The sequence below is a fragment of the Pseudomonas sp. 18175 genome (assembly GCF_050432925.1).
Taxonomy (GTDB): domain Bacteria; phylum Pseudomonadota; class Gammaproteobacteria; order Pseudomonadales; family Pseudomonadaceae; genus Aquipseudomonas.
In genome coordinates this window covers 221605-240059 of sequence record NZ_JBKFTO010000004.1, presented here as the reverse complement: position 1 = coordinate 240059, position 18455 = coordinate 221605, and the positions used below count along the sequence as shown (strand labels likewise).

16 protein-coding genes and 1 pseudogene are annotated in these 18455 nt (G+C 61.0%); 11 read left to right on the top strand and 6 right to left on the bottom strand.

The annotated features are described in order from the left end of the window. Positions 1-75: 75 nt before the first annotated feature. A pseudogene (locus ACLD1Y_RS07730) lies at positions 76-1125 on the top strand (cache domain-containing protein); the annotation flags it as partial. 135 nt (positions 1126-1260) lie between these two features. Continuing rightward, positions 1261-2028 carry a methyl-accepting chemotaxis protein gene (locus ACLD1Y_RS07725; protein WP_429477081.1) on the top strand — a complete coding sequence of 256 codons (768 nt, stop codon included), beginning with the start codon at positions 1261-1263 and terminating at the stop codon, positions 2026-2028. Here the strand turns inward: ACLD1Y_RS07725 and ACLD1Y_RS07720 are convergent. From ACLD1Y_RS07720 to ACLD1Y_RS07710, 3 genes are all read right to left on the bottom strand, one after another. After that, positions 2025-3212 carry a sensor histidine kinase gene (locus tag ACLD1Y_RS07720; RefSeq protein WP_429476921.1) on the bottom strand — a complete coding sequence of 396 codons (1188 nt, stop codon included), beginning with the start codon at positions 3210-3212 and terminating at the stop codon, positions 2025-2027. The genes ACLD1Y_RS07725 and ACLD1Y_RS07720 overlap by 4 nt on opposite strands. A gap of 28 nt (positions 3213-3240) precedes the next feature. Continuing rightward, entirely contained in the window at positions 3241-3954 is a 714-nt protein-coding gene (locus ACLD1Y_RS07715) for an alpha/beta fold hydrolase (protein ID WP_429476919.1), read from the bottom strand. A gap of 144 nt (positions 3955-4098) precedes the next feature. Further along, positions 4099-5127 carry a UV damage endonuclease UvsE gene (locus ACLD1Y_RS07710; protein ID WP_429476917.1) on the bottom strand — a complete coding sequence of 343 codons (1029 nt, stop codon included), beginning with the start codon at positions 5125-5127 and terminating at the stop codon, positions 4099-4101. A gap of 176 nt (positions 5128-5303) precedes the next feature. On the opposite strand from ACLD1Y_RS07710, the gene ACLD1Y_RS07705 reads away from it, so the two are divergent. The 3 genes from ACLD1Y_RS07705 (at position 5304) to ACLD1Y_RS07695 (ending at position 7997) form a co-directional block, all read left to right on the top strand. Then, positions 5304-5717, top strand: coding sequence for a DUF2231 domain-containing protein (locus tag ACLD1Y_RS07705; RefSeq protein ID WP_429476915.1), 414 nt, complete (start codon positions 5304-5306; stop codon positions 5715-5717). After that, positions 5714-7006: a PQQ-dependent sugar dehydrogenase gene (locus tag ACLD1Y_RS07700; protein ID WP_429476913.1), complete on the top strand. Its 1293-nt coding sequence runs from the start codon at positions 5714-5716 to the stop codon at positions 7004-7006. Before ACLD1Y_RS07705 ends, ACLD1Y_RS07700 begins: the two co-directional genes overlap by 4 nt. 70 nt (positions 7007-7076) lie before the next feature. Beyond that, on the top strand, positions 7077-7997 hold the full coding sequence (locus ACLD1Y_RS07695) for a bifunctional helix-turn-helix transcriptional regulator/GNAT family N-acetyltransferase (RefSeq protein WP_429476912.1): 921 nt from the start codon (positions 7077-7079) through the stop codon (positions 7995-7997). A gap of 37 nt (positions 7998-8034) precedes the next feature. On the opposite strand, the gene ACLD1Y_RS07690 is transcribed toward ACLD1Y_RS07695, so the two are convergent. Continuing rightward, the gene (locus ACLD1Y_RS07690; RefSeq protein ID WP_429476910.1) at positions 8035-9438 is read right to left on the bottom strand and encodes an MFS transporter; all 1404 of its coding nucleotides are present in this window, start codon (positions 9436-9438) and stop codon (positions 8035-8037) included. Between the two features lie 395 nt (positions 9439-9833). On the opposite strand from ACLD1Y_RS07690, the gene proP reads away from it, so the two are divergent. Continuing rightward, positions 9834-11336, top strand: a complete 1503-nt coding sequence (gene proP / locus ACLD1Y_RS07685) for a glycine betaine/L-proline transporter ProP (protein WP_429476908.1) — start codon at positions 9834-9836, stop codon at positions 11334-11336. Positions 11337-11387: 51 nt separating this feature from the next. Continuing rightward, positions 11388-11894 (top strand): GAF domain-containing protein, encoded by a 507-nt coding sequence (locus tag ACLD1Y_RS07680; protein WP_429476906.1) that lies wholly within the window; start codon positions 11388-11390, stop codon positions 11892-11894. Between the two features lie 2 nt (positions 11895-11896). Here the strand turns inward: ACLD1Y_RS07680 and ACLD1Y_RS07675 are convergent, their stop codons facing one another. Continuing rightward, positions 11897-12718, bottom strand: coding sequence for an AraC family transcriptional regulator (locus ACLD1Y_RS07675; RefSeq protein ID WP_429476904.1), 822 nt, complete (start codon positions 12716-12718; stop codon positions 11897-11899). A 97-nt stretch (positions 12719-12815) separates the two neighbouring features. On the opposite strand from ACLD1Y_RS07675, the gene ACLD1Y_RS07670 reads away from it, so the two are divergent. Both ACLD1Y_RS07670 and ACLD1Y_RS07665 read left to right on the top strand, forming a co-directional pair. Then, on the top strand, positions 12816-14027 hold the full coding sequence (locus ACLD1Y_RS07670) for an MFS transporter (RefSeq protein ID WP_429476902.1): 1212 nt from the start codon (positions 12816-12818) through the stop codon (positions 14025-14027). A 109-nt stretch (positions 14028-14136) separates the two neighbouring features. Continuing rightward, on the top strand, positions 14137-15303 hold the full coding sequence (locus ACLD1Y_RS07665) for a GGDEF domain-containing protein (protein ID WP_429476900.1): 1167 nt from the start codon (positions 14137-14139) through the stop codon (positions 15301-15303). A gap of 1 nt (position 15304) precedes the next feature. Here the strand turns inward: ACLD1Y_RS07665 and ACLD1Y_RS07660 are convergent, their stop codons facing one another. Then, positions 15305-16330, bottom strand: coding sequence for a LacI family DNA-binding transcriptional regulator (locus ACLD1Y_RS07660; RefSeq protein WP_429476898.1), 1026 nt, complete (start codon positions 16328-16330; stop codon positions 15305-15307). Between the two features lie 123 nt (positions 16331-16453). Between ACLD1Y_RS07660 and ACLD1Y_RS07655 the strand changes: the two genes are divergently transcribed. Then, on the top strand, positions 16454-17299 hold the full coding sequence (locus tag ACLD1Y_RS07655; RefSeq protein ID WP_429476897.1) for an SDR family oxidoreductase: 846 nt from the start codon (positions 16454-16456) through the stop codon (positions 17297-17299). Continuing rightward, positions 17299-18432 carry a phytanoyl-CoA dioxygenase family protein gene (locus ACLD1Y_RS07650; RefSeq protein WP_429476896.1) on the top strand — a complete coding sequence of 378 codons (1134 nt, stop codon included), beginning with the start codon at positions 17299-17301 and terminating at the stop codon, positions 18430-18432. Before ACLD1Y_RS07655 ends, ACLD1Y_RS07650 begins: the two co-directional genes overlap by 1 nt. The last annotated feature ends 23 nt before the right edge of the window (positions 18433-18455 follow it).

Here is an 18455-nt window from a genome sequence, read left to right as displayed (position 1 = left end):
ATTTATCGACGTCGGGCCGAAACAGCAGTGATAGCAGATCGCCAAGCCTTCGGCGGTCTGGCCGCCCTCTAGCTGATGGTCGTCTCGATGAAAATAAAAAATAAGCTTGTACTGGCGTTTGTCTCGGTCGCGTTTATCCCGGTAAGCCTGGTGGCGGTGATCTCCGTCATGAACACACGGACCCAGGCGGTGGACCAGTTCATCGACGGCAGCACCCGGGAAATCCGCCAGATCGACGGCAACATCCGCCAGTTTTTTGATGGCACGCTGCAGAACGTCGATCAAATGGCCGCCGATCCTGTATACACCTCCGTCAATACCCTCAAGGACTACCAGCCTGCCAATGCCGCCAGCCAACCGATGCCGGCACAGGCCCAACAGGTCATTGACCTGTTTGCACGCTATGGCGCAACCCACCCCGCCGCCGCGATCCTGTCCATCGGCCTGGAAGACGGCACCTACGCCAAATGGCCGGATGACCCGCAACTGTCCAAGTACGACCCGCGCACCCGCCCCTGGTACAAGGCCGCCATGGCCAGCCCCGGCAAGACCGTGCGCACCCCGGCGTACTACTACGACAAAGACGACGTAGCACTAGTGGGCACCGCCCGCGCACTGCTGGATAACACCGGCAAGGCCAAGGGCGTGTTTGTGGTCAGCGTGTCGCTCAAGAACCTCACCGAACTGGTCAAGAGCATCAAGCTGGGGGAAAGCGGCTATGTGATGCTGATCGAGGACGGCGTGGTGCTGGTAGACCCGCGTGACGCCAGCCACAACTTCAAGCCCCTCAAAGACCTCGGCGAGCCCTACGCGCAGTTGGCCAATACCCCGCAAGGCTCCACCGAGGTGGTGATCAATGGCGTGCGCTACATGGCCAATATCTGGACCTCCCCCGGCCTTGGCTGGCGCTATGTGGGCCTGATCGAATACAACGAAGTGATGGCCGAAGCCACCCGCATGACCTACCTCACCAGCGTGATTGTCGCGGTGCTGGTGTTGATCTTCGGGCTGATCGCCGCTGCGTTCTCCAAAGTCATCGTCAAACCCATCGGCCAGGTCAGTACTGGCTTGCAGTCCATCGCCCAAGGCGAAGGCGATTTGCGCCATGAGTTGCAGGTGCAAGGCCGCGATGAAACCGCTGAGTTGGCCGGCTGGTTCAACAAGTTCCTCGCGGCGATTCGCCAACTGATCCAGCACATCGGCGCCGCCTCCAGCAACTTGCAGAATGCGTCCAAGGTCAACAGCGAAGTGGCGCACAACATGAACGAAGCCGCTGGGCGTCAGCGTGAGGCGGTGGAGTTGGTGTCCACGGCGTTCAACGAGATGGTTGCCACCGCCAACGAGGTGGCACGCTCTTGCAGCGGTGCGGCAGAGTCCGCCGAGAACGGCCACCGCCGCGTGGCTGAGGGCAAGCAGCAGATCGAAGTCACCACCGATAACGTCAACCGCCTGGGGCGTCGTTTGACCGAGTCGTCCCAAGCCATGGTCGAGCTGGAGGCTGGCAGCCGCAGCATCAATCAGATCCTCGGGACGATTCGCGCAATCGCCGAACAGACCAACCTGCTGGCGCTCAACGCCGCCATCGAAGCCGCCCGCGCCGGTGACCAGGGCCGTGGTTTTGCCGTGGTGGCCGACGAGGTGCGGGCGCTGGCCAAGCGCACCTCCGACTCCACCGGCGAAATCGAACAACTGCTGGGCACCCTGGAAAACAAGACCCAGGAAGTCACGCAAAAGATGGGCAGTTGCCTGGACCTGTCACGGGCCAGTGTGTCGTCCATCGAAAGCGCGCGGGACAGCTTTGAAGGCATCCAGCTGTCGGTCAACGAGATCCGCGACCAGAACCTGCAGATCTCTGCCGCCGCCGAGGAGCAACACAGCGTGGCCGAAGAGATCAACCGGCATATCCAGCAGATCTACGACGAGGCGCGACTGGTGGAAAGCTTGGCCAACTCGGCCCAGGACGACTCGGGGCGCTTGGCCAACCTGTCGGATGAGTTGAATGGGTTGGTGGGCCGCTTCAAGTCCTAACCGGAACAGGCAAAACGCACCGAAAATTCGGCGCCTTTGGCCAGGTTCTGGACCTGCAAGTCGGCCTTGAGGTCGGCGACAAATGAGTGAATCAACCGGGTGCCCAGGCGTTTGTGCTTGGGCATCAGGTTGCCCTCGGGCAAGCCTTTGCCGTTGTCGCGCACGGAGAACACCACGGACTCAACATCTCGGTGCAGGGTCACCGTAATGGTTCCCGCCTGGCCGTCCTCGAAGGCATGCTTGATGGCGTTGAGCACCAGTTCCACCGCCAGCAGCCCCAGGGAGGCGCAGCGCTCGGCGGGCAAGGTGATCCCCACTTCCTTGGACATGATCAGGCGCAGGTTTTTGTCGCCGGCAAAGGCTTTCGCCAGGTCGTTGACCAGGCTGTCGAGAAAACTGGAGGCGTCCAGGTCGACTTCGCTGTTCTGGGTCAGGGCGAACAGTTTCTGGTGCACCAGCGACATCGCCCGCACCCGCTCCAGCGCCTCGGCGGTGGCGGCCTTGGCCTGCGGGTCAAGCATGGCGCGCACCTTGGCCGAGAGCAGGCCTTCGAACACATGGAAGGTGTTCATGACGCGGTGGCTCAGTTCGCGGGTGGCCAACTCACTGCGTTGCAGCGCCGCCAGGGTGTTTTGCAACGTGGTATCGGCCACCGAGCGTTCGATCATCAGTGCGGCGGTGTGAGCCAGTAGCTCGATGGCTTCCAGCTCTTGGTCGCTGGGAAGGCGTGGTTGGGTGTGATAGATGGCGTAGGTGCCCAGGATCACCCCGTTGGCGTCCTTGAGCGGCTTTGACCAGCAGGCGGCAATCCCGTGCTCGTGGGCCAACGCAAGGAACGGTGCCCAGAGCGGGTCGGCGGCGACGTCACCGACCACCACCAGGTTGCCGCTGTACGCCGCCGTGCCGCAGGACGGCGAATGGGGGCCGATCTCGAAGCCGTGGATCGCCGCGATATAACGCGCATCCAGCCCCGAGGAGGCGCCGTACAACAGGGTTTCGCGGTTGTCGTCCACCAGGAACACCGCCGAGCGCCCGCCCAGATGGTCGCTGCCGGCCGTGGCCAGAAACCCCAGCAGCTCTTCCAGGGGCTGGCGTGCCACCGCCATTTCCAGTGCCTGGCGTTGGGCCGAGAGTAAATGCTGCCAATGCGGGGATTGCCCCTGGAGGTGAATTGCGGTGTCCATGGGGTCTCCCTATGCGTTGATCAGAGGATCATACAGAGATCCCGGCGGCGGTTGGCGTGGGCTGATGAACAACCGCCTGGTGGAAATCGGCGATCTGCTGCCACATCGCAACCGGGTTGGAATACATGGGGAAATGCCCGCACTGGGCAATCGGTGCCAGGCGCACGCCGTTGGCCTGGATATGGGGCAGGTACGACAGCGTGGCGTTTTGTTCGCCGTACATGAACAGCTTCGGGCATGGCAGGCCGAGGAATTTGCCCATCAGGTCGGCGTTATCAGACAGTTGCACCATCGACGCAAAGATCCCGCGCACCGCCCCAGCCCGCACTTTGTGACGCAGGCTCGCCGAATACAGCGCGCTGGCGTACGCCGGTGCCTGGCGGGTGCGCTTGATAAAGGCGGCGAAAAACCCCTCGAGTTCATGAGCGGGGTAATCCACGATTTGCCGGCAGAGAAAGCAGTCTTCGGGGGCAATGTTGCCTTCGATGTCGGTGAAACTCTGCACGCGTTCGGGGCAATGGTGCGCGAGCATCAACGCGGTCAGCCCGCCCATGGAATGGCCAACCAGGTGGAAACGCTCGACCTGCAAGTGCGCCAGCACCTGCAACAGGCGGTCTTCCAGCAGCGGCAACGACTGGATCGCCGAGCCGAGGTCGTCATCGAGGCGAGCAAACGCCAAATCGATATCACCGGCCTCCAGTGCCGGCACCGCTTCAACGTTGTCGATTTCCCTCACAGACACGATTCGGCCGACGCGTTCTTTCAGACAGAGCCTGATTGTCTGGTTTTGGGGCCGCTTCGCAGCCCAGCGCGGGGCGAGCCCGCTCACCGCAAGTATGTGGCTGCCTTTCGTTTTCTCGCCCTTCAAGGCAAGCAGTAACCCGACTCAACCTTGGCGGCGTTGCCAATGTTCATAGAACGCCAGGGTCGTGACGTTCTTGTCCTTGGCTTCGAGCATGATGTCGAAGCGATCAAGAAACTGCAGTGCGTAGTCATTGGTCCAGCGGTTCCACATCTGTGCGCTGTGGGCGTACAGGTCGCGCTTGGAAATCACCGCCAGCAGTGCGTCCATTTCCAGCTTGTGCTCGGCATCAAATCCCAGTTCCTGCAAAACTTCCTGGGGCTGGGAGTAATGCATCGTGGGGCGCACACCGCGCCAGCTGTCGATCACCCGCGCAACCCGCTCCGAGTGGGGGTCGATGTAGTCGTTTTCATTGATCCAGCAGTGATGGATGTCCAGCACCACTGGCGCCAGGTCGGCGACTTGCAGGCAGTGGTCCAGGCCGTAGGTCTTCTCGTCGTTCTCGAAGGTGATGCAGTTGCGCGCCACCTGCGACAACCGTGACCACACCGCGCGGGTGCCTTCAACGCCCAGGCGGCCGGCGATATGCACGTTGCATTTGAGGTCCTGGAACTGGCGCCCATAACCCATCATGCGAATCATGTCGGCGTGGTATTCGAATTCCGCCAGGCTGTTTTCCACCACGCCGGGGTTCTCCGAGCCCAGCACGCAATACTGGCCGGGATGGAACGACAGGCGGATGTCCGACGCACGCGCCAGCTCGCCGATGGCGGCAAACCCTTCGATCAACTGCTGTTCAATGGCCGGGTCTTTGTAAACGGCGGCTACTTTGGGGTGGCTGTAGAACGGCAGCAGGTCGCTGCTCAGGCGTAGCATGCGCAACATCGGCGGCAACCCGGCAACATACGTCAGCAGCCGCAATTGGGCCGCCAGGTTATGGGTCACTACTTCGACCAGTTTTTCGCGGGCCACCTGCGGCGTTACCCCGTCCATCCAACGCAAGGTGGTCGTACGGGGGTTGAACGGCCCTTCGATCAACTTCAGCGCACTGGCCGAAAGCAGGCGCTCGGGATGCTTGTATTGGCATGCAAAGCCGATGCGAGGATGGGTCATGGGAGCGCCTGGAAAGGAGAAAGGGCGGGATAATACGGCGTTAGTCCCAGCGCCTCCCAGGGGGTTCATAATATTTCGACACGTTTCACGCTGAACTTTCTGACACGCGGCGCGTTCATTTCCTATGCGCGGCCCCCGCTCAGGGGGCGTTGTACAAACAAGGAGACGCCCTCAACATGACCACCCTTCCCGTCTACCGAAGTGGCCCGGGGCCGCTGCACGCGACCTTGCTCGCCGGCACCGTGCCGCTGTTTCTCGGCGCCTTGCTCAGCGATATTGCCTACACCCAGACCTACCAGATTCAATGGGCCAACTTCGCCTCCTGGCTGATCGCCGGCGCGCTGGTGTTCGCCGGGTTTGCGTTTTTATTCGCGCTGGTCAACCTGTTCCGCACCGGGCTCAGGGCCGGGCGGCCCGCACGTTACGTGTTGCTGCTGTTGAGCGCCTGGGTGTTGGGCCTGGTCAATGCGTTCCAGCATGCCAAGGACGCCTACGCCTCAATGCCCACCGGCCTGGTGCTGTCGGCCATCGTCCTGGTGCTGACACTGGCCGCTACATGGACCGGCCTGCGTAGCGGAGGTTTCAAATGAAAACGTCCCACACCCTGACCTTACTAAGTGCAGCCCTGCTGCTGGTCGCCTGCGGCGGCGAAGGCGACAAGACCCAAGCCCGTGGTCCCGACCCCAAGCTACCCGAGCAACAAAGCAGCCTGCTGCCCAGCATGAAAATCGCCGAGCCCGCGCCGTGGGGCGATCAAAAGCCCAGGGTGCCAGAGGGGTATAGCGTCACCGCCATTGCCACCGACCTGGCTATCCCGCGCCAGACCCTGGTGCTGCCCAACGGCGACATCCTGATCGCTGAAGGCCGCGGTGGCAGCGCCGCCAAGCTCAAGCCCAAGGATGTGATCGCCAGCCTGATCAAGGCCGAGGGCAACACCAAGGTCAAGAGCGGTAACCGTCTGACCTTGTTGCGCGACGCTGATGGCGACGGCGTCTATGAATTGAAGACGGTATTTGCCGACAACCTCAACGCGCCCTACGGCCTGGCTTTTGCCAACAATAAGCTCTACGTCGCCAACCAAGATGCACTGGTGAGCTTCGACTATGCCGACGGCCAGACCAAGGCCAGCGGCCCGCCGTCCAAAGTCACCGACTTGCCGGCCCAGATCAACCATCACTGGACCAAGTCCTTGGCCGTGAGCGCCGATGGCAGCCAGCTCTACGTGGGCATCGGTTCCAACAGCAACGTGACCGAACGCGGCATGGAAGTGGAGATCGACCGGGCGATGGTTTGGCAGATCGATGCCGCTACCGGCGCTCACAAGCCTTACGCCACGGGCCTGCGCAACCCCACCGCGCTGACGATCCAACCTGACTCCGGGCAACTGTGGACAGTGGTTAACGAACGTGACGAACTGGGGCCAGACCTGGTGCCGGATTACCTGACCTCAGTACGCGAAGGCGCCTTCTACGGCTGGCCCTATAGCTATTGGGGCCAGAACGTTGACCCACGCGCGCAACCACAAAACCCGGCCAAGGTGGCGTCGGCGATCAAGCCTGATTACAGCCTCGGTTCCCACGTGGCCGCGCTCGGGGTGGACTTTTCCATCCCGCAAATGGGCGAGCCATTCGCCGATGGCGTCTTCGTCGGCGAACACGGCAGCTGGAACCGCGACAACCCGGTGGGCTACAAGGTGATCTTCGTACCGTTCAGCAATGGCAAACCGTCCGGTGAACCCATCGACTTCGCCACCGGCTTTCGCGGCGACGACGGCAAGACCCGTGGCCGCCCGGTGGGGGTGACGGTGGACCCTAAAGGTGCGCTGATCATTGCCGATGATTTGGCCAATACCGTTTGGCGGGTGACGCGTAACCGCTAAGCAAAGCGTTTGACATGCTTGCCCGAGGCAACAATATAATTGCCTCAGGCAACCATACCGAGCACCCACCATGTCTACTCCCCTGCTGGTCGAACGCGCTGGCATCGTGCGCAGCTTCAATCGCTTCTACACCCACCAGATCGGCGTGCTGCAGGAACACCTGCTGCAAAGCGACTATTCCCTTACCGAAATCCGTGTGATGTACGAGTTGTCCTCCCATGGCGACCTGACGAGCGTCGAGCTGTGCCAGATGCTTGGGCTGGATGCAGGCTACTTGAGTCGCCTGATCAGCGGCTTTGAGAAAAAAGGCCTGATCCAGAAAGTCCGCTCCACTACCGATGGGCGAGCCGTGCAATTGCACCTCAGTGAGCTGGGCCGCTCAGTGCTGGCCCCGCTGGAGCAAAAGACCCAAGACGAAGTCATCGCCCTACTGCAAGCACTGCCGCAAGCGCAGCAGCAACAGCTGACGGCGTCCATGCAACGCATCCAGACGTTGTTGCAAGGCACACCCCCCAGCTACCTGTTGCGAGACCCGCAGCCGGGGGACATGGGTCTGGTGGTGCAGCAACAGTCGGCGCTGTATACCCGCGAGTACGGCTGGAACTGGGAGTTCGAGGCGCTGGTGGCGGAGATTGTTGCCAAATACCTGAGGGAATTCGACCCGGCCTGCGAGCGCTGCTGGATCGCCGAGAAGGATGGCATGGTGGTGGGTTCGGTCTTCGTGATCCGCCATGACGCCACCACGGCCAAGCTGCGCATGCTCTATGTAGACGCCAGCGCCCGGGGTATGGGCATTGGCCAGCGCCTGGTGGAAGAGTGCGTACGTTTTGCCCGTCAAGCCGGCTACACCCGCATGCTGCTGTGGACCGTGGATATCCTTACCGATGCACGCAAGCTCTATCAAAAAGCCGGATTTGAACTGATAGAGGAAGAGCCCATGGTCAGCTTTGGCAAATCCCTGGTCAGCCAGACCTGGGCCCGCACGCTGTAAAGCCGTCCCGCGCCGTTGCCGCGCGGGAACTTGCGCCTTAAAGGTCAGTGATTTCCTTGTGACGCGGCACCAGCGTCTTCATCACACTCCAGGCCACCAGGTAAGCCAGCGCACAGATCGCGAACATGATCATGTAGCCGGTATGAATATCGTTGATGGACTTGTAGTAGTCGAACACCCAGCCGCCGATCTTGGTCATTACCACGCCGCCAAGGCCGCCGGCCATGCCGCCGATGCCCACCACCGAGGCGACGGTTTTCTGCGGGAACATGTCGGACACGGTGGTAAAGATATTGCACGACCACGCCTGGTGCGCCGAGGCGCCTACACCGATCAGCAACACCGGCACCCAGAAGCTGATGTAGCCCAACGGTTGCGCCAACAACACCACCAGCGGGAACAGTGCAATCACCAACATGGCTTTCATGCGCCCGTCATAGGGTGCGTCGCCACGGGCCATGAAGTAGCTGGGGAACCAGCCGCCGCCGATACTGCCGACCATGGTCATGCTGTACAGCACCGCAAGCGGCATCACGATATCGGCGCCCTTCATGCCGTATTGCGCCGACAGGTAGGTGGGCAGCCAGAACAGGAAGAACCACCACACGCCGTCGGTCATGAACTTACCGAAGGCAAAGGCCCAGGTTTGGCGGTAGGTGAGCAACTTGAACCACGAGACTTTTTTCTGCACCGCACCAGCAGGCGCCGGGGTGAACGGCTGCACAGTAGAATCGCTGCGGATGTAGGCCAGTTCGTCCGCCGACAGGCGCTTTTGCTGGTCGGGCTTTTCATAGATGGCCGCCCACACCGCGACCCACACGAAGCCCAGCATGCCGATCACCATGAATGCCGCTTCCCAACCCCACATCCCCGCAATCAGCGGTACGCAGATCGGCGCCAAAATCGCACCCACGTTGGCACCCGAGTTAAAAATGCCGGTGGCCAGGGAGCGCTCTTTCTTGGGGAAGTATTCGGCGGTGGCCTTGATCGCAATCGGAAAGTTACCCGCCTCGCCAATCGCCAGCACCGCACGGGACAGCATAAAACCGGCAATCGACACCGGAATCACCGCCAGGCCAACCGCCGTGCTGATCGCCGCGATGCCCTCGCCCATCTGCACTGAAAAAGCATGCATGATCGCGCCGGTGGACCAGATGCCAATCGCCACCACATAGGCCGCCTTGGTGCCGATCTTGTCGACAAAGCGCCCGGCGAACAGCATGGAAATGGCGTAGACAAATTGGAACACCGCAGCAATGTTGGCGTAGTCGGTGTTGCTCCAGCCAAATTGCGTGGACAGCTGGGGCGCCAGCAGGCTGAGCACCTGGCGGTCGAGGTAGTTGACGGTGGTGGCGAAGAACAGCATCGCGCAGATGGTCCAGCGATAGTTGCCTACCGCTTGGCCAACGCGATGGGCGTTGATGGGCTCGTTCAAGTTCATGGCATCACTTTTTTATTTTTGTTAGGTAGGACATATGTAACGTCATATGTCGTCGTACAACTGTGGCTTTTATATCGGGGCAACTGAGGGGTGTCAATCGGAAAGATTCAGGTTTGTTGGAAGGCACGAAATGCAGTTGTAGGACGACGCCATTTATTGTGGTGAGCGGGCTTGCCCCGCGCGGCGCCCCTCCAGACAAAACTCGGTCGCCGGTTTTGGGGCCGCTTCGCAGCCCAGCGCGGGGCAAGCCCGCTCACCACAGAGTCCCGCTTTTTAGCCCTCTGCAAAAAATCGAAATTAGTGGTGAATTATTTCGTGTCGGCTTGTATCTGAACTGACAGAGCGGTGCCATCGCGGCGATGGCACTTCCCCTGTTCAGTTTTAGAGTGGTCCCCATGAAATCTCGTAAAAACCGCGTCAACCCCATCGGGTTGAAAGACATCACCATTGTCGACGATGCCAAGATGCGCAAGGCGATCACCGCCGCTGCGCTGGGCAATGCCATGGAATGGTTCGACTTTGGCGTGTATGGCTTCGTCGCCTACGTACTGGGCAAGGTGTTCTTTCCCGACGCGTCTCCCAGCGTACAAATGATCGCTGCACTGGCAACCTTCTCGGTGCCGTTCCTGATCCGCCCCTTGGGTGGCCTGTTCTTTGGTGCATTGGGCGATAAATACGGACGGCAAAAAGTCCTCGCCGCCACCATCGTGATCATGTCCCTGAGCACGTTTGCCATCGGCCTCATCCCCGGTTATGCCTCGATTGGCATCTGGGCACCGATCCTGTTGCTGCTGTGCAAAATGGCCCAAGGCTTCTCGGTGGGCGGTGAATACACCGGCGCCTCGATCTTCGTCGCCGAATACGCGCCAGACCGCAAGCGCGGCTTCCTGGGCAGCTGGCTCGACTTCGGCTCCATCGCCGGTTTCGTGCTGGGTGCCGGTGTGGTGGTGCTGATCTCCAGCGTACTGGGCGAAGCCGAGTTTGAAGCCTGGGGCTGGCGCCTGCCGTTCTTCCTCGCCCTGCCCCTGGGCATCATTGGCCTGTACCTGCGCCACGCCCTGGAAGAAACCCCGGCGTTCCAACAGCACGTCGACAAGCTTGAACAAGGCGACCGCGAAGGCCTGAGCCATGGCCCTAAAGTGTCCTTCAAGGAAATCGCCACCAAACACTGGCGCAGCCTGTTGACCTGCATCGGTATCGTCGCGGCCACCAACGTGACGTACTACATGTTGCTCACCTACATGCCGAGCTACCTGTCCCACAACCTGCACTACAAAGAAAACAGCGGCGTGCTGATCATCATCGCAATCATGGTCGGCATGCTGTTCGTGCAGCCATTCATTGGGTTTGTCAGCGACAAGATCGGCCGCAAGCCATTTATCATCGCCGGCAGCATTGGCCTGTTGGTGCTGTCGATCCCGGCGTTCATGCTGATCACCAGCGGCAAGATCGGCCTGATCTTCGCAGGCCTGTTGATCCTCGCCGTGGTGTTGAACTTCTTTATCGGCGTGATGGCCTCCACCCTGCCCGCGATGTTCCCCACGCACCTGCGCTACAGCGCGCTGGCCAGTGCGTTCAACGTGTCGGTATTGATCGCCGGTGTCACCCCGACGGCGGTGGCCTGGCTGGTGGAAAGCACCAACGACCTGTACATGCCCGCCTACTACCTGATGGTGTTTGCGGTGGTTGGCTTGGTCACCGGCCTGACCATGAAGGAAACCGCCAACAAACCGCTGCGTGGCGCAGCACCGGCGGCGTCGGACATGGAAGAAGCCAAGGAATTGCTGCAAGAGCACCACGACAACATCGAGCAGAAAATCGAAGACATTGATGCCGAGATTGCCGAATTGGAAGCCAAGCGCAAGAATCTGGTACAGCAGCACCCACGCATTAATTAGGGCGCGTCCCTGCGTGGCGACCCCGGTCGCCACGTCCTTGGAGTTTTGAGCATGGTTCCAAGTGTCACCGCAGCACATTCATTACTCAGCGCCGAAGAGCGCGCCGCCATTGCCGAAATCGAGGCCACCACCAGCATTCTTCACCTGGTCACTCGCCTGACCGGCATGCGCTTTGCCGGCATCGCCAAGTTCACTGACTTGGAATGGGTGGTGTGCTCGGTCTATGACCCATTGGAAATGGGTATCTGCGCCCATGACGTCCTCGACCTGGAAACCACCCTGTGCAGCGAGTTCTGCATCAACCCTCAGGCATTGTTCATTCCCGAGATCAGCAAGAACGGCCGATTCGCCACGCGCCCCGTGGTCAGGCAATTTGAAATCGAAAGTTATGCCGGGGCGCCGATCTTCCTGCCCGATGGCCGCCTGTACGGTGCGCTGTGCGCGCTGGACTCGCGCGCGATGCTGTTCGACGACCCCAACCTGCCGGAAACCCTGAGCCTGTTTGCGCGGCTGGTTGGCTGTATTTTCTACGCCAACCTGACGACGCCCCACCCGTAGCCCTACCGAAAAAACTGACTCGGCGTCTTACCAAACTGTTTCCTGAACATGCTGGTAAAGGCGCTGGGGCTTTCGTAGCCCAACTCCAAGGCCACATCGATAATCTTCTCCCCCACCGCGATGCGCTCCAGCGCCAGCAGCAAGCGTGCCTGTTGGCGCCATTGGCCGAAGGTCATGCCGGTCTCCTTGCGGAACAGGCGCTGGATGGTTTTCTGGTCCAGGTCCAGGCGCGCGCTCCAGTCGGCCACGGTGGAGGCATCCCCCGGATCGTGCTGCAACGCCAGGCAAATGCGGTTTACACGCGGATCGGCCGGCTGCGGAAGCGACAGCGGCAAGGCAGGCAGGATGGCCAGTTCGTCGAGGATCAGGTGCATGATGCGCGCATCACGCGAGTCTTCGGCGTAGGGCGGTTTTAAACTCACCGACGCCTTGATCAGCTCACTCAGCAGCGGCGAGATGCTGACCGTTTTCGGCTCACTGGGCATGTTGGGGAAGCGGTCCGGGCGCACAAACACGCTGCGCATTTTCAGGCTGCCGACACAGCGCAGGGAGTGCACTTGCCCGCTGGGCATCCACATGCCACGGTTGGGCGGCACGGTCCACTGGTTCAGTGCCGAATACACCACCATCACGCCGTCGATGGCGTACAGCAGTTGATGCTTCTCGTGGCTGTGGTCGGGGATCACCCAATTTTCGGGATAATCGGTGGCCGAACTGATGACAGCCCAATCGCCTTCGTCGATCTCCTGCAAAAATATATCCAGTGATTTGATCATTTCGCCCTTTTTGCGATGATTGCCGCCCGAATTTCGCGAGACAGGCATTTGTGGCAAATCTAGCATGAACGCCGAATTATTTTGAAATAGATGGCGGGCTCAAGTACTCGCCCTCTTTGTTTGCTGCCTTGTATGGAATGCCTGCATGTCGACCCTCACCGCGTCACCCGCTGCTGCAACCAGTACGCCCCAGACAAGCCCCTTGGTCATGCGCATCCTCGGCGCCTGCGCCCTGGCGCACTTGATCAATGACCTGATCCAGGCCGTGCTGCCGTCGATCTACCCGATGCTCAAGGCCAACTACGGCCTGAACTTTGCCCAGGTGGGCCTGATCACCCTGACCTTCCAACTCACCGCCTCCCTGCTGCAACCGTGGATCGGCTATCACACCGACCGTCATCCCAAGCCCTGGCTGCTGCCAGCGGGCATGGTGTGCACCCTGATCGGCATCCTGATGCTGGCGTCTGTCGGCAGCTTCCCGTTGATACTGCTGGCGGCGGGCCTGGTGGGCGTGGGCTCATCGACCTTCCACCCGGAAACCTCCCGTGTTGCACGCCTGGCCTCCGGCGGTCGCTACGGCCTGGCGCAATCCACCTTCCAGGTCGGCGGCAATACCGGCAGTGCTTTCGGACCGTTGCTGGCGGCAGCGATCATCATTCCCTATGGCCAGGGGCATATCGCTTGGTTCGGGCTGTTTGCAGTGTTCGCGATCATGGTGCTGTACGGCCTGAGCCGCTGGTACCGTAACCACCTCAACCTGTTCAAGCTCAAGCAAGGTGGCAAGGCGACCCACGGCTTGTCCAAAGGCCGCGTGACCTTTGCCCTGGTGATACTGGCGGTATTGGTGTTCTCCAAGTACTTCTACATGACCAGCCTGACCAGCTACTTCACCTTTTACCTGATCGAAAAATTCCACCTGTCGGTGGCCAGTTCCCAGATGTACCTGTTCCTGTTCCTGGGTGCGGTCGCGGTTGGCACCTTCGCCGGCGGCCCGATTGGCGACCGCATCGGCCGTAAAAAAGTCATCTGGTTCTCTATCCTGGGGGCTGCGCCCTTCACCCTGGCCCTGCCCTACACAGACCTGTTCTGGACAGCGGTGCTCAGCGTGGCGATCGGTTTTATCCTGTCCTCGGCGTTCTCGGCCATTGTGGTGTTTGCCCAGGAACTGGTGCCTGGCAATGTGGGCATGATCGCCGGGATTTTCTTTGGCCTGATGTTCGGCTTTGGCGGTATCGGTGCGGCGTTGCTGGGTTTGCTCGCCGATAGCCACGGCATCGAGTACGTGTACCAACTGTGCTCGTTCCTGCCGCTGGTGGGCATCCTGACCATACTGCTGCCGTCGACCAAGGGCGTTTGACCGGCCAATCATCGGGCTGGCTGTGTGCCAGCACGAAGATTGTTCTGTAAAACCTGCGTGTGCGCTTACAATCCCGTTCTAAACGCACACCAGGCAGACCCGGCAAGAAATGACGCTCGACCCTCCTACGATATTGGCCCTCACGGTGGCCCTCGCCGCCGCAGCTGCCCTGTACCTCTACATTGAATGGCGCAGTGTGCGCGAACCTTCGCTGCTGTTCTGGAGCGCGGGCTTTGCCACCATCACCATCGGTTCAACCCTGGCGTTGTTGCGCATCAATGGCTTCTTGATGATCGGCATCTGGTTCGCCAATGGTTTGCTGGTGACCGCGCACTTCCTGTTCTTGCTCGGTGTGGCACGGTTTACCCAGGCCAACCTGTCACGGCTGTGGCTGCTGATGCCCGCCATCTGGTTTGGCATGCTGACACTGCCCGTTGACCTGGCATGGTCCAAAGTCATGCTGGGGGTGCAATCGCTGCTGGTTGCCCTGCCCACCTTGCGCGCCAGTTTCCTGCTGCGCCCCCATGGCAAGTCCTTGAGCATTGGTGCGGTGCAACTGCGCTATGTGCTGCTGTTCCACGGCTCGTTCTACGTGGCCAAGGCGTTGTCGGTATTGATCCCCGGCACCTTGATCGACCTGGCCTCGTTCAAGGGCGAGATCATCCAGATCTCCTTGGTGGAAGGCGCGATGGCAATCATGCTGATCGCCCTGTCGATGACCGGCTCCGAACGCTACCGCCGCGAACAGCAAATCGCCCGCCTCGCCGCCCGCGACCCGCTCACCGCCCTGTACAACCGCCGCGCCCTGGACTTGCGCGCACCGCGCCTGTTGGACCAGGTGTCACCGGCACAACCGGGTGCGCTGTTGTTGATCGATATCGACAATTTCAAACTGGTCAACGACCTGTTCGGCCATACCGCTGGCGACCGCTTGCTGATCGCCTTGAGCGAGATGATCCGTAGCCTGGTGCCCCGAGGTGCGCTGGTGGCGCGGCTAGGCGGCGACGAATTTGTGATCCTGTTCAATCGCGCCACCACCGAGCAGATCGTCGAACTGGGCAGCCACCTGCGCGAGCAATTTTTTCGAACCGCCTCGCAAACCTTTGCGACCCCGGCGCCCGTGACGTTGAGCATTGGCGCCAGCCTGTTTGACCAGCCGCCGGCCAGTCTCACCGCATTGATCGAGCAAGGTGACACTACGCTGTACGAAACCAAGCGTGGCGGGCGCGACAGTATTCGGTTGGTGGATCGCACCGGGGTCAGTTCCTACAACTAGGTCACTGCGGCAAATTAAACGGCGTCACAATCTGCACCTGCGACGGCGCAATCGGCCCGGCCTTCCACAGCCGGTGAAATTGCAGGATGTGCAGGAACACATGGCGCGCATCGATTTGTAGGTTGTGGTCGATGATCGCCGCGACTTTCTCCTCGCGCAGCAACTGGCGGTTTTCTTCGTCCAGGTCGTGGGCGATAAACACCTCCAGTGGGCGTTCAAGACCGGCAAAGGCATCGACAATCGCCCGGTTGCCACCGCCGACGCTGTACACCGCCTTGAGCTCGGGGTGTTGTTTCAGCGCCTGGGTGACCCGCTCAAAGGTACGGTCGTACACCCCATAACCGCCGCTGATATCCAGCACCCGCAGGTGCGGCGCACGCCCACGCAGCCAGGCGCGAAAGCCCATCTCGCGCTCTTCTTCGCCACGGAACAGTTCGCTGCCGATCACCACCGCCACGTCTTGGGGCTGCGCGGGCAGCCAGCGCGACATCAAGTAGGCGGCGGTCTGGCCAGCGGTGCGGTTGTCCATGCCGACATAGCCGATGCGCTCGCTTTGCGGTAAATCCGTGACCAGGGTCACCACCGGGATGCCCGCCGCAATCAGTTGCTTGACCGCCAGGTTCACCGCCGGCTCATCGGCGGCCTTAAGCACCACGCCCTGGGTGCCGGTGCCCAGGCAGCGCAGCAGTTGGTCGTGCATGGCCTGGGGTTCGATCTCTTCGAACAGGTGAAAGCGCGGCGCGATGCGAAACGGCGCCAGGCTCGCCAACTGCGCAATGATCGCCGCCTTCACTGCGGCACTGAAGCGCTTGGGGGTGTGCATGATCACATCCACATGAAAGGTGCGCCCCACCGCCAGGCCGTTTTTCTCCTGGGACTCCAACTCATCCAGCGCCTGCTCGATCCTCCGTCGAGTCTGCGCATGCACGCTGCCACGCTGGTGCAGCACGCGGTCGACCGTGGCTTTGCTGACGCCCGCCTGGGTCGCCAGTTGCTTGATGGAGAAGTGTTTGGCGCGTTCGAGCATGCTGTCCGCCTGAGGTTTTTCTGAGGTGTTTTTTGGGTATTCCTGAGGTTTTGCAATGCTAATCTCAGTTTTGCCCGCCGTCGAGTCGGGCGTAGAACAACAACAAGAATTGCGGAGAACTGCATGCCTACTACCGATCTCGCCACCTCGTTCAGCGGCCAATACTTTGTCGTTACCGGCAGCACCCAAGGCCTGGGCGCGGCGGTGGCCCACACCTTGGCGCGGCGTGGTGCGGCCGGGCTGATCATCTGCGGACGTCGCCGCGCCCAGGGTGAAGAACAAGTACGTCAACTGGCCCAACTCGATTGCCAGGCTTTTTTTGTCGAGGCTGACCTGGAAAAGGTCGAGGATTGCCGCGCCATTATCGACGCAGCACGCACCCACTTTGGCACCCTGCACGGCCTGGTGAACTGCGCCGGCATGTCGGATCGCGGCACCATCCTGGACAGCTCGCCGGAACTGTTCGACCGCCTGTTTGCGGTGAATGTGCGGGCGCCGTTCTTTCTGATGCAGGAAGCCTTGAAGCTGATGATCAGCCAGGGCGTGGAAGGTGCGGTGGTGAACATCCAGAGCGTCACCGGGCATGGCGGGCAGTCGTTCCTCAGCGCCTATGCGGCGTCCAAGGGCGCACTGGCGATTCTCACCAAAAACGTGGCGTTCAGTGCGCTGCGCAACCGTATCCGCGTCAATGGTTTGAACATCGGCTGGATGGACACACCCCACGAAGATGACATTCAGCGCCAGTACCACGGCGCCCAGGACGGCTGGTTGGCCGAGGCCGAAGCCGCGCAGCCGTTCGGACGCCTGCTCAAACCTGAGGAAGTGGCGCAAAGCGTGGCGTTCTTGCTGTCCCGAGAGTCTGGGATGATGACCGGTTCAGTCATCGACCTGGAGCAAGGCGTGGTCGGCTGCACCGCCACCGGCAGTCCGCAACCGTTTGAGGCGCTGAGCCTGCCGGGAGGTGTGTGATGTCGGCGTTTGTCACCAGCGATGCCGTGCACCTGGCGGATTTCAGCCGGATTTGCACACAACAGGCCCATCACGAGGAGTACCCGCTGTGCGCCGAGGTGGTGAGCAATGTGGTGATCTACGAAGCCCACACCCTGCGCCACAGTGACCGCATGGCGGTGATGGATGAACTGCACCGTCTGTTTCGTGATGGTCCAGGGGTGATGGTGGTGCGCCGCGCTTATGAAGACTTGGAGGTGGTCGACCGCCACAGCCAAGTGTTCAACGAGATTTTTGCCCATGAGGCCGCCCAAGGCGTGGCGGCTGACCACTTTGCCAAGGCGGGCAGCAATGGGCGGATCTGGAATTCATTGCAGAAGGCGGCGGTGCAGTCGCCAGAATCCTTTGTCGAGTACTACGCCAATCCACTGCTGGGGCTGATTGCCGAGGCGTGGCTGGGGCCGAGCTTTCAAGTGACTGCCCAGGTCAATGTGGTGCACCCCGGCGGCCAGGCGCAACAACCGCACCGGGATTATCACTTGGGCTTCCAGACCAATGACGTGGTGGAGCGCTTCCCCCTGCCTTTGCATGTGTTGTCCCAGTACCTGACGTTGCAAGGCGCGGTGGCCCATTCCGACATGCCCCTGGAAACCGGCCCGACCCAATTGCTACCGTTTTCCCAACAGTACGCCTTGGGCTACCTGGCCTGGCGGCGCCCGGAGTTTATCGACTACTTCCAGCAACACGCGGTGCAACTGCCGTTGAACAAAGGCGACCTGTTGTTCTTCAACCCGGCGCTGTTCCACGCCGCCGGCACCAACCGCACGCCAGACCGCCAGCGCATGGCCAACCTGCTGCAAATCTCTTCGGCCTTTGGCAAACCCATGGAGGCGCTGGACCGCGACCGCATGATGCTGGCGGTGTACCCCGCCCTGATGGCCAACACCGCACTGGATGCCCAAGCCGTGGAGGCCGTGATCGGCTGCACGGCGGACGGCTACTCCTTCCCCACCAACCTCGACACCGACCCGCCGCTCAAAGGGTTGGCCCCACAAACCGGGCAGCAACTGATGGTGCAGGCCCTCAACGAACGCTGGCCACTCGCAGACTTCGCCGCGGCTGTAAAGCAGATGCGAGACAAACGCCAGGCGTGAAAAACCCGCTTTCACAACAACAA